Genomic DNA, 11,106 nt, shown 5'->3' on the forward strand with positions numbered 1-11,106 from the left:
CACACAGCAGGCACCGCCCCCTCGACACGTACCGTCTAGTCCTCGCTGGAAGCGGCCGGCAGCTTCGTCTGGATGAGGTCCATCACGGACGAGTCCGTCAGCGTCGTGACGTCCCCCAGCTCCCGGTTCTCCGCCACGTCCCGCAGCAGCCGCCGCATGATCTTCCCGGACCGCGTCTTCGGCAGCTCCGCCACCGGCAGCACCCGCTTCGGCTTGGCGATCGGCCCCAGCGTCGCGCCCACGTGGTTGCGCAGTTCGGCGACCAGGCCCTCGTCGTCCGCGTTCGCACTGCCGCGCAGGATCACGAACGCGACGATGGCCTGGCCCGTGGTCTCGTCGGCCGCGCCGACCACCGCCGCCTCGGCGACCGAGGGGTGCGAGACGAGGGCCGACTCGACCTCGGTGGTCGAGATGTTGTGCCCGGACACCAGCATCACGTCGTCCACCCGGCCGAGCAGCCAGATGTCGCCGTCGTCGTCCTTCTTGGCGCCGTCACCGGCGAAGTAACGGCCCTCGAAGCGCGACCAGTAGGTGTCGATGAACCGCTGGTCGTCACCCCAGATGGTGCGCAGCATCGACGGCCACGGCTCGGTCAGCACCAGGTAGCCGCCACCGCCGTCGGGCACCTCGTTGGCCTCGTCGTCCACCACGGTCGCCGAGATGCCCGGCAGCGCGCGCTGGGCGGAGCCCGGCTTGGTCTCGGTGACGCCCGGCAGCGGCGAGATCATCATCGCGCCGGTCTCGGTCTGCCACCAGGTGTCCACGATCGGGCACGTGTCGGCGCCGATGTGCTTGCGGTACCAGATCCACGCCTCGGGGTTGATCGGCTCGCCGACCGACCCGAGCACACGCAGCGAGGACAGGTCGAACTTCGCGGGGATGTCGTCGCCCCACTTCATGAACGTACGGATCGCGGTCGGCGCCGTGTAGAGGATCGTGACGCCGTACTTCTGCACGATCTCCCAGAACCGCCCCTGGTGCGGGGTGTCGGGCGTGCCCTCGTACATGACCTGCGTGGCGCCGTTGGCCAGCGGGCCGTAGACGATGTACGAGTGCCCGGTCACCCAGCCGATGTCGGCGGTGCACCAGTAGACGTCGGTCTCCGGCTTGAGGTCGAAGACCGCGTGGTGGGTGTACGCCGCCTGGGTGAGGTAGCCGCCGGAGGTGTGCAGGATGCCCTTCGGCTTGCCCGTCGTACCGGACGTGTACAGGATGAACAGCGGGTGCTCCGCGTCGAACGCCTCCGGCGTGTGCTCCGCCGACTGGCGCGCGACCACGTCGTGCCACCACACGTCGCGGCCCTCGCTGAAGGCGGTGTCCTGGCCGGTGCGCCGGACCACCAGCACGTGCTCGACCTGCGGGCACTTGGCGACGGCCTCGTCGATGGCGGGCTTGAGCGCGGACGGCTTGCCGCGCCGGTAGCCGCCGTCGGCGGTGATCACGAGCTTGGCGTCGGCGTCCTGGATGCGGGAGGCGACGGCGTCGGCGGAGAAGCCGCCGAAGACGACCGAGTGGGCCGCGCCGATCCGGGCGCAGGCCAGCATCGCGACCGCGGCCTCCGGGATCATCGGCAGGTAGACGGCGACCCGGTCGCCCTTGCGGACGCCCAGTTCGGTCAGGGCGTTGGCGGCGCGGGAGACCTCGTCCTTGAGCTCGGCGTAGGTGATCGCGCGGCTGTCGCCGGGCTCGCCCTCGAAGTGGATGGCGACGCGGTCGCCGTTCCCGGCCTCGACGTGGCGATCGACGCAGTTGTACGCGACGTTCAGCTGCCCGTCCGCGAACCACTTGGCGAACGGCGGGTTCGACCAGTCCAGCGTCTCGGTCGGCTCGGTGGCCCAGGCGAGCCGCTTGGCCTGGTCGGCCCAGAAGCCCAGCCTGTCCGCCTTGGCCTGCTCGTACGCCTCCGCCGTGACGTTGGCGTGCGCGGCCAGCTCGGCGGGCGGCGCGAACCTGCGCTCTTCCTTGAGCAGGTTGGCCAAGGATTCGTTGCTCACGACATCTCCCTTTCCCAGGGCGTCCTATGTGCCTATGTGTCCCGGGCCATAGCTCATCAGCCCGATGGCCGGGTGACAAGGGGCTGCCGAAAATTGGTTTAGACCTATGCCTGTTCGGGCCCTTGTGCGACCCGTCCGGGACGTGCCGGTGGCCCCGCCACCGGCGGGGCCACCCTCTTGCACGGATCCCGAACCGCGAAGGTTCAGGCGAGTTGTACGGGTACGGGTACGGGGATGAGCGGTACGGGGCCGGGCCCGGACGCGTCGTACGTACGCGCCCCGGCCGGCCCGTACGGCCCCGCGGCCGCCTAGACCCGCTGCTCCTCCCGCTCTTCCCGCTCCTCCAGCGCCGCCGGCTCCACCGGCCCGACCCGGTTGAAGACGTCGTCCAGGTTCGCCACCGGGTCCGTGCCCTGCAGCAGGTACGCCTGCGCCTCGCCCACGTGGAAGTACATGCCCTGGAGCGTCAGGGTGCCCTCCGCCAGCCGTCGCGCCACCGACTCGTGCGCCTTCAGGTTCTCCAGCTGCTGGACCACGTTGGTCAGGCAGAGCTGCTCCACCGCGTCGGCCGGGAGCCGCCCGGCGATCCGCGCCCAGGCGTGGTGGCGGCTGGCCATCCGCTCCAGGCTGGGCAGCCCGTGCCGCAGCCAGCGGCGCAGCGGCGTCTGCGGGGCGTCCGGCTTGCTGTTCAGCAGGGCCTGCATCGCGCCGCAGCCGGAGTGGCCGCACACGGTGATCGAGTCGACCCGCAGCACCTCCACCGCGTACTCGATCGCGGCCGCCACCGAGTCGTCCCCGCCCTCCTCGCCGGGCGGCGGCACCAGGTTGCCCACGTTGCGCACGGTGAACAGGTCGCCCGGCCCACTCGCCGTGATCATGCTGGTGACCAGTCGGGAGTCGGCGCAGGTGAGGAAGAGCTGGGAGGGCCGCTGGCCCTCGCGGGCCAGCCGCGCCAGCTCGTCGCGCACCAGCGGCGCGGTGTTGCGCTGGAACGAGCTCAGCCCGCTCGCCAGCTGATGACCCGTCGGGCGCGCCGCCGGCGCGGCGTGCGCGGCCCGCGCGGCCTGGTCCTCGGTCTGGTGCTGCTCGCCGCAGCGGTGGTTGCGCCACGGGGTCCAGGGGCGGCAGCAGGTGTGGGACGACGAGGCGGACCCGGCGGTGCGGCCGCCGGAGCGGCCGGTCATCTCGACCTGCCCGCCCCGGGCGACGTGCGCCACCTGCCAGTCCTGCAACGTCTCGTACGCGGCATGATCCATGAATGACCCATCCAACTCGACGACTACCTGGGCTCCTTGCGGAATCTGGTGCAGTGCCCTGGTCAGCCGGGGCACGGCGAGGAACGTCAGCTGGCCGCGGGCGCGCACCAGGTGCACGCCGTCCTGCTCCTCGCGGGTGATGCGGGTCCTGGTCAGCCGGTGCATGGCGACGGCGATCGCCACGGCGATCCCGAGGGCGACGCCCTCCAGGATCCCGACGAACACGACTCCGGCCAGCGTCACCGCGTACACCAGGACCTCCCGGTGGCGGGTGACGGTGCGGATGCGGGTGATGCTCACCATCTGGATGCCGACCACCATCACCAGCGCGGCCAGCGCGGGCAGCGGGATCAGGTCGAGCACGGGCACCAGGAGCAGCGCGGCCAGCACCACCCACAGTCCGTGCAGCATCGTGGAGGTGCGGCTCACCGCGCCCGCCGAGACGTTGGCGACGCTGCGCACCGCGACCCCGGCGACCGGCAGTCCGCCGAGCGCTCCGGACACGATGTTCGCCGCGCCCTGTCCGGCCAGCTCCCGGTCCAGGTTCGACCGGGGGACGACGGTCTTCGGCTCCTTGCGGGCGGCCACCAGCTTGTCCACGGCCACCGCGGACAGCAGCGACTGCACGCTGGTGACCAGGGTGATCGTCAGCACTCCGGCGGCGATCCCCAGGACCGGCCCCTCGGGCAGCCCGGGCAGCGCGTGGTTGCTCCAGGAGGGCAGGTCCACGTGCGGGACGGGCATCGCGACGCAGGCGGCGAGCACGGTGGCGGCGGCCACCGCGGTCAGCGCGGCGGGCACCTTCCGCAGCGCCCGCCCCACCCGCCCGGGCACCCGGGGCCACAGCAGCAGTACGGCGATGGTCAGCAGGCTGACGGCCAGGTCGGCGGGGTGGACGTCGGCCAGCTGCCCCGGCAGGCCCCGGACGTTGGCCAGGGTCTCGCTCTGCGGGGTGCCGCCGAGGACGATGTGCAGTTGTGCGGCGGCGATGGTGACACCGATGCCCGCGAGCATCCCGTGCACGATCGCCGGACTGACGGCGAGGGCCGAGCGCGCCACCTTCAGCGCCGCCAGGCCCAGTTGGGCGAATCCGGCGAAGACGGTGATGGCGCAGGTGGCGCGCCAGCCGAACTTCTGGATCAGGTCGGCCGTCACCACGGTGAGCCCGGCGGCGGGGCCGCTCACCTGGAGCGGGGAGCCGCCCAGGCGCCCGGCGACGAGCCCGCCGACGGCGGCGGCCACCAGGCCGGCCTGGAGCGGTGCGCCGGTGGCGAGCGCGATGCCGAGCGAGAGCGGCAGCGCGATCAGGAAGACGGCGATGGACGCGGAGAAGTCGGTCCCCGCGATGTGGGGTCTGAAGCGGTCGAATCGGCCCCCGCCTCCGGCCGGGCCCTCCGGCCGCCGGGAGCGGGTGGTGCGCGGTGTTTCCGTTGAATCTGTCGTACGTGCGGATCGTGCCGTACGCGTGGGGACGCAAGCGGGCATGGTTCCCGTCTCCTCCGGGGCAGCGCGGTCGCGGAACGTGCGAGACGAACGTGGGGTCGCGGCCGTGGGTCACGGCGTGCAGCGGCGGGAAATGCAACTCTCGGTAAATGGATCGTAATGCAGAGTAAAGAATGCGGCATTACTTTCGGGGCAAATGGGGCAATCTTTCACCCGTTACGGTGATTAATCTTCTTGGCCCGGCTCGTCGGACCCTCCGACGCTCCGTCCCGGTGCGACGTTGGCGCCGCTCCTGCCCGAACTCGGCGGGCACCGAGCGCGTACTTCGGTACAGGGACAGAAGGGTGGGCGGATGGCCGCCACGAAGAGGATCGCCGTCGGAGCAGTGGCGGTGGCGCTGATCGCCGGTCTCGCGGGCTGCGGAAGCTCCGACGAGGGCTCCACCAAGGGCGCGCCCGGCGCCAAGAAGGGGGCCGGCGCCCCCAAGGCCGCCGTGCGCCTGATCGGCGACGGCTCGACCGCCTTCACCGGCGTCCAGCCGGGCCTGACGAAGCCGCAGCGCCTGAAGGCCGGTCAGCTGCCGCCCCAGTTCGTGGTGTTCTCCTGGGACGGCGCGGGCGAGGACAGCCAGAAGCTCTTCTCCCACTTCCGCAAGGTGGGCAAGAAGTACGGCGCGACCATGACCTACTTCCTCAGCGGGGTGTACCTGCTGCCGGAGGGCAAGTCCAAGCTCTACGACCCGCCGCAGCACGCCGCGGGCCGCTCCGACATCGGCTTCAACGACGTCCAGGGCATCCGTGACACCGTCCGCGAGCTGCGCGGCGCCTGGCAGGAGGGCAACGAGGTCGGCACGCACTTCAACGGCCACTTCTGCGGCAAGGACGGCGGCGTCGGCAACTGGTCCGTGGCCGACTGGAAGAGCGAGATCCAGCAGGCGAAGTCCTTCGTCAAGAACTGGAAGACCAACGCGGGCCTGAAGGGCGAGCAGCCCCTGCCCTTCGACTACGACAAGGAGCTCGTCGGCGCCCGCACGCCCTGCCTGGAGGGCCGCAAGAACTTCATGCGGGCCGCCAGCGAGCTGGGCTGGCGCTACGACACCAGCGGCGTCAACGACCAGATCTGGCCCAAGAAGGAACTGGGCCTGTGGGACCTGTCGATGCAGCTGGTGCCCGTGCCGGGCCGCGCCTTCGAGACGCTGTCCATGGACTACAACTTCATGGTCAACCAGTCCGGCACGGTCAAGGGTGACCCCGACATGCACGCGTACTGGGGCAACCAGATGCGCGACGGCCTGGTGAAGGCCTTCGACCGCTCCTACAAGGGCAACCGCGCGCCGCTGGTCATCGGCAACCACTTCGAGTCCTGGAACGGCGGCACGTACATGCGCGCCATCGAGGAGACCATCGCCAAGGTCTGCGTCCAGCGCGACGTCCACTGCGTCTCCTTCCGCCAGCTCGCCGACTGGCTGGACGCCCAGGACCCGGCCGTCATCGCCAAGCTGCGCACCCTGAAGGTGGGCCAGGCCCCGCAGGGCGGCTGGACGCCCTTCCTGACGGCCCGGTCCCCGGCGGCCCCGGCCGGCTCCCCGAACCAGCCCAAGCAGGAGAAGAAGGCCTGACCCGCACCTCCCACTCCCAGGGCGTGACCTAGCCGGGCTGGGTGAGCGCCAGCTCCTCGCGCAGCACGAAGGCCGGGTCGACTTGCGCAGCCAAGTCGGCGCCGGTCTTCGCGTTTCCCCAGCTCTCCGCGTTCTTCAGGTGGAAGTGCACCATCTGGCGGGTGTAACGCTCCCAGTCGCGGCGGGCGTACGACGCGTCCGCCGCCTCCCGCAGCGCCCGCAGCGCCGCCTGGTTGTCGGCCTCCAGGAGCTCGAAGCGCGGCGGGCGGCCCTTCTCCATGGCCCGCACCCAGTCCGAGTGGCCGACCGTCACCAGCAGGTCCTCACCCACCTCGTCGCGCAGGAACTGCAGGTCGTCCGCGTCCCGCACCTTGTTCCCCACGACCTTCAGGGCGACCCCGAAGTCCCGCGCGTACTCCTTGTACTGGCGGTACACGGACACGCCCTTGCGGGTGGGCTCGGCCACCAGGAACGTCATGTCGAAGCGCGTGAACATCCCCGAGGCGAACGAGTCCGACCCGGCCGTCATGTCCACCACGACGTACTCGTCGGGCCCGTCCACCAGGTGGTTCAGGCACAGCTCCACCGCGCCGACCTTCGAGTGGTAGCAGGCCACCCCGAGGTCCGACTCGGTGAACGGCCCGGTCGCCATCAGCGACACCTCGCCGTCGTCCAGGCGCACCGGCCGCGCGCACGCCGCGTACACCGGGTTCTCCTCGCGCACCCGCAGCAGGCGCGAGCCCTCGCCGGGCGGCGTCGTCTTGATCATCGTCTCGGCGGAGGAGATCCGGGGGTTGGACCCCCGCAGGTACTCCTTGATGAGCGGCAGGTGCGCACCCATCGCGGGCAGGGCGGCCGACTCCGCCTCATCGAGCCCGAGCGCGGCGCCCAGGTGCTGGTTGATGTCGGCGTCCACCGCGACGACGGGGGCGGAACAGGCGGCCAGGTGGCGGATGAAGAGCGAGGACAGCGTCGTCTTGCCGCTGCCGCCCTTCCCTACGAAAGCGATCTTCATGTTCACCTAGCGTAGTAGCACGGGAGCGGTGCGTGTTCGTCATGCGTGAAGAAGACCACTCCAAGGTGGGGCCGTCGCCCCGGGCGCGTAGCCTCCCTACTTATGAGTACGCACGCCGCCGATCCCCTCGCGGCGCTCGGCACGCTGCCGGGCGTCCCCGACGCCGTCGACAACGTCCGCAAGGCGATCGACCGGGTCTACGGCCACCGCGTGATGCGCCGCCGCAGCAACGAGATCGCCTCCGAGGCCGCCCTGCGCGGCGCCCGGGGCTCCGCGGCGCTCTCCGGCGCCGACTGGAACCTGGAGGAGGTCCGCCGCCGCTCCGACTTCAGCGTCGACGCCGAGGCCCGTACGGTCGGCGCGTCCCTGCGGCTCAGCGCCGAGGCCGGCCAGTTGCTCTCCATCTGGCGCCAGTCCCCGCTGCGCGTCCTGGCCCGGCTGCACCTGGTCGCCGCGGGCGGCACCGGCGACGCGGTGGGCCGCCCGCGCCAGGACGGCGAGGCGGTGGACGAGCCGCTGATCGAGACGGCGCTGCCGGACGCCGCCGAGGTGGCCGGACGGCTGGACGGCCTGGCGGACCTCGTCGTCGCGGGCGGTACGGCTCCGGCGCTGGTGACCGCGGCCGTGGTGCACGGCGAGCTGCTCGCGCTGCGCCCGTTCACCTCGTACAACGGCCTCGTCGCGCGCGCGGCCGAGCGCATCGTCCTGGTCGGCAGCGGTCTGGACCCCAAGTCGATCTGCCCGGCCGAGGTCGGTCACGCCGAGCAGGGGCGCGCCGCCTACCTCGCGGCGTTCGAGGGCTACCTCTCCGGCACCCCGGAGGGCGTCGGTGCGTGGATCGCGCACTGCGGGCGCTCGGTGGAGCTGGGCGTGCGCGAGTCGACCGCGGTGTGCGAGGCGCTCCAGCGGGGCGCGGCCTGAACCCGGTCGGCCCCGGAGGTCCGGAGCCGACCCGGTGTACGACGGAGAGTCTGCACTTCCCTTGAGGCCCTGACGAGGGCCGGGGTCCTTCAGGAGGGTCACAACCCTCGGGAGGGTCACGGCCCCCGAAAAGGGTTGCGGCGGTACCAGGTCTGGTACCGCCGCTGGCATGTCCGCCCAGTTACCAAGCGTCCTCGATGGTTGCCCATCAGGCCGGGATCTCTGCCCGTCACCTGGTGCGGCTGGCCCGTAATCGACGGGTCGACGTCGCGTGGGTGCTCGGCGTTCATGCTCGGTCCGTGGGGCCTTTGCTGCGTGTTAGGTGATCCTCTCGGATGTCCCAGGTCTCGCGGGCCGTTGATTCCTTTGTACTCCTGCCCGGGGGGAAGCGGAACCCCTGACCGCACTTCTTTACTTTTAGGTTCAAATACGGGCAAAAGAGGTGGCTGCTCAGACAGGCTGGGCAGCCTGCCGCCGCCGGGTCGCGTACCAGACGATCCCGGCCGTCGCGGCGGCCGCGCCCACCGCCGCCGCGGCGACGAGCGCCGGACGCGGCGGCATCCGGAACGCGGGCAGCCGCTGCTTGAGCCGAACCGGCTTGCTGAAGACGAGAATCGGCCAGTCCCGCGCCGTCGCCTCGCGCCGCAGCGCCCGGTCCGGATTGACGGCGTAGGGGTGACCGACGGACTCCAGCATGGGGACGTCGGTCGCCGAGTCGCTGTAGGCGTAGCAGCGGGAGAGGTCGTACCCCTCCGACGCCGCCAGCTCCCGGACGGCGTCCGCCTTCGTGGGGCCGTAGGCGTAGTACTCCACCTCGCCGGTGAAGCAGCCGTCGTCGCCGACGACCATCCGGGTGGCCACCACCCGGTCCGCACCGAGCAGTTCGCCGATGGGCTCGACGACTTCGGCGCCTGAGGTGGACACGATCACCACGTCGCGCCCGGCGGCGTGGTGCTCCTCGATCAGGGAGGCGGCCTCGTCGTAGATGATCGGGTCGATCAGGTCGTGGAGCGTCTCGGCGACGAGCTCCTTGACCTGCTGGACGTTCCAGCCCTTGCAGAGCGCCGAGAGGTACTCGCGCATCCGCTCCATCTGGTCGTGGTCGGCGCCGCCCACGAGGAACACGAACTGGATGTACGCCGTCCGCAGTACGGCGCGGCGGTTGATCAGCCCTCCTTGATAGAAGGACTTGCTGAACGTGAGCGTCGACGACTTGGCAATGACTGTCTTGTCCAGGTCGAAGAAGGCGGCCGTGCGCGGCAAGGAGTGGTTTTCCACGAGCCCGAGCATAGGCGCCCACCATTCGGCGTAAGCTGGGGCGTGTGGGTTTGCCTGAGAAGGCTCTCGGGTACACCATGGAAGTCACGGATCGTTCGCGACCGTGTCTAACCCGGCCCGACTCCTCCCCCCCCGAGTCGGCCGTGGGGACGACCCCCGCTCTCCCCCCCGGCGGGGGTCGTCGCATGTCCGGACACATTTTCGTCCACTTGTTCCGATCTGCTCCCCTCCCTTCCGTCGCGTCGGCGCGGGCCTCTGCTTCTTACGACGCGTGACGCTGCGTAGCCGTTGCGCTGCGCTGGGGAAGTCACCGGTATGAGCGACCGGGATATTCACAAGTGGCTAGTTGTCCACAGTTTTTGAGCAAGATCCACACGATTTCCGGTTCTGCCGCACGGTGATTCCGCTCGCGAAGTTCGCGGAGCACAGGAATCCGATCCCGCATCGCGGGGGAGAAGGGGGCGGAGATCGTGGCCGGAACCATCACGTCCGATCCGCAGCCGGCCGCCGAGGGGCGGCGGGCCGGTCCGCTGATCGTCACGGAGGACGCGGAACTGCTCGACGACCTGCTGCGGCTGTGCGCCGCCGCGGGCGCCGAGCCGGAGGTGCACCACGCGGTGCCCGAGCGCATCGATTGCTGGGAGGGGGCGCCGCTCGTCCTGGTCGGCGACGACGCGGCAGCTCGCTGCCGCGGAGCCACCCGTAGAAGGGGTGTGCTGTTGGTCGGCCGGGACCAGGACGACCCGGAGGTGTGGCGGCGCGCCGTGGAGATCGGCGCCGACAGCGTGCTGCGCCTGCCCGACGCCGAGGGCTGGCTCGTGGACCGGATCGCCGACGTCGTGGAAGGCGTCGGGCGCCAGGCGCTGACCGTCGGAGTGATCGGCGGCCGCGGCGGAGCCGGCGCCTCCACCCTGGCCTGCGCGCTCGCGGTGTCCGCCGCCCGGGCCGGGCGGCGCACCATGCTCGTCGACGCCGACCCGCTGGGCGGCGGGCTCGACGTCCTGCTCGGCGGCGAGCAGGCGGAGGGCCGCCGATGGCCGGATTTCGCCGCTTCCAAGGGGCGGGTCGCGGGCGGCGCGCTGGAGGAGTCCCTGCCGTCGGTCCAGGGGCTGCGCGTCCTCAGCTGGGACCGCGGCGACTCCGTCGTGGTGCCGCCCGAGGCGATGCGGTCGGTCCTGGCGGCCGCCCGGCGCCGGGGCGGGGTCGTCGTGGTGGACCTGCCGCGCCGGGTCGACGAGCCGGTCACCGAGGCGCTGGCGCAGCTGGACCTCGGACTCCTGGTCGTCCCGGGGGAGTTGCGGGCCGTCGCGGCGGCCCGGCGGGTGGCCTCGATGGCCGGGATGGTGCTGAGGGACCTGCGCGCGGTGGTGCGCGGTCCGTACGCCGAGGGGCTGGACGACGCCTGGGTGGCGCGCGCCGTCGGGCTGCCGCTCGCGGGCGAAGTCCCGGTCGAGCACGACTTGTTGACGGCGCGGGCCGACGGTCCGCCGGGAAGTTCCGGGCGCGGCCCGCTCGCCCGGTTCTGCGGCGCGTTCTGGGAGCGGGCCCTGGCCGGGGGCGGTGCGTCGTGAAGGGCGGCGC

The 11,106-nt window shown here is 71.5% G+C and carries 7 protein-coding genes; 3 read left to right on the forward strand and 4 right to left on the reverse strand.

The genetic code is table 11. From position 1 onward, the window contains the following. Positions 1–35: 35 nt before the first annotated feature. A complete protein-coding gene (gene acs / locus ABT160_RS10620; protein ID WP_351646127.1) occupies positions 36–1,994 on the reverse strand; it encodes an acetate--CoA ligase in 1,959 nt (652 codons plus the stop codon). Positions 1,995–2,302: 308 nt separating this feature from the next. Beyond that, positions 2,303–4,735, reverse strand: a complete 2,433-nt coding sequence (locus ABT160_RS10625) for a bifunctional SulP family inorganic anion transporter/carbonic anhydrase (protein WP_351646129.1) — start codon at positions 4,733–4,735, stop codon at positions 2,303–2,305. Between the two features lie 310 nt (positions 4,736–5,045). On the opposite strand from ABT160_RS10625, the gene ABT160_RS10630 reads away from it, so the two are divergent. Then, complete coding sequence (locus ABT160_RS10630; RefSeq protein WP_351646130.1) at positions 5,046–6,311, forward strand: polysaccharide deacetylase family protein; 1,266 nt, start codon at positions 5,046–5,048, stop codon at positions 6,309–6,311. A gap of 28 nt (positions 6,312–6,339) precedes the next feature. On the opposite strand, the gene ABT160_RS10635 is transcribed toward ABT160_RS10630, so the two are convergent. Further along, on the reverse strand, positions 6,340–7,326 hold the full coding sequence (locus ABT160_RS10635) for an ATP-binding protein (RefSeq protein WP_351646132.1): 987 nt from the start codon (positions 7,324–7,326) through the stop codon (positions 6,340–6,342). Between the two features lie 102 nt (positions 7,327–7,428). On the opposite strand from ABT160_RS10635, the gene ABT160_RS10640 reads away from it, so the two are divergent. After that, a complete protein-coding gene (locus ABT160_RS10640; protein ID WP_351646134.1) occupies positions 7,429–8,247 on the forward strand; it encodes a Fic family protein in 819 nt (272 codons plus the stop codon). A gap of 450 nt (positions 8,248–8,697) precedes the next feature. Here ABT160_RS10640 and ABT160_RS10645 read toward each other — a convergent pair whose 3' ends face one another. Further along, positions 8,698–9,537, reverse strand: a complete 840-nt coding sequence (locus ABT160_RS10645) for an HAD family hydrolase (protein WP_351646136.1) — start codon at positions 9,535–9,537, stop codon at positions 8,698–8,700. Between the two features lie 458 nt (positions 9,538–9,995). Between ABT160_RS10645 and ssd the strand changes: the two genes are divergently transcribed. Further along, positions 9,996–11,096, forward strand: a complete 1,101-nt coding sequence (gene ssd, locus ABT160_RS10650; RefSeq protein ID WP_351646138.1) for a septum site-determining protein Ssd — start codon at positions 9,996–9,998, stop codon at positions 11,094–11,096. Positions 11,097–11,106 lie beyond the last annotated feature (10 nt).

It is taken from the genome of Streptomyces sp. NPDC001941 (assembly GCF_040296945.1).
Classification (GTDB): Bacteria; Actinomycetota; Actinomycetes; order Streptomycetales; family Streptomycetaceae; genus Streptomyces.